We start from the raw sequence: 223 nt of genomic DNA on the forward strand, positions 1-223 counted from the left end.
GCGGGCCGTGCTCGACGCACCCCCCCTTGGGCTTGCCGGTGGAACCGGAGGTGTAGATCACATAGGCCAGGCTCTGCGGCTGCACGACTGTTCGCGGCGCATGGGTCGGCTGTGCGGCCAGGTCGAGCTGGTCGAGATAGAGGGCAGCCAACGCCGCCGGCAGCGGCAGTTGCCCGCGCAAGGTCGAGTCGCTGAGCAACAGGGCGATACCAGAGTCCTGCAT

Annotated in this window: 1 protein-coding gene; it reads right to left on the reverse strand. The window is 68.2% G+C overall.

The window, feature by feature from the left end; genetic code table 11:
• Window positions 1-223, reverse strand: a 223-nt coding sequence (locus tag GYA94_RS27485; protein ID WP_161893532.1) for an AMP-binding protein, incomplete at both ends; no start/stop codon positions are given.

This window comes from Pseudomonas juntendi (assembly GCF_009932375.1).
In the GTDB taxonomy this organism is placed as follows: Bacteria; Pseudomonadota; Gammaproteobacteria; order Pseudomonadales; family Pseudomonadaceae; genus Aquipseudomonas; species Aquipseudomonas juntendi.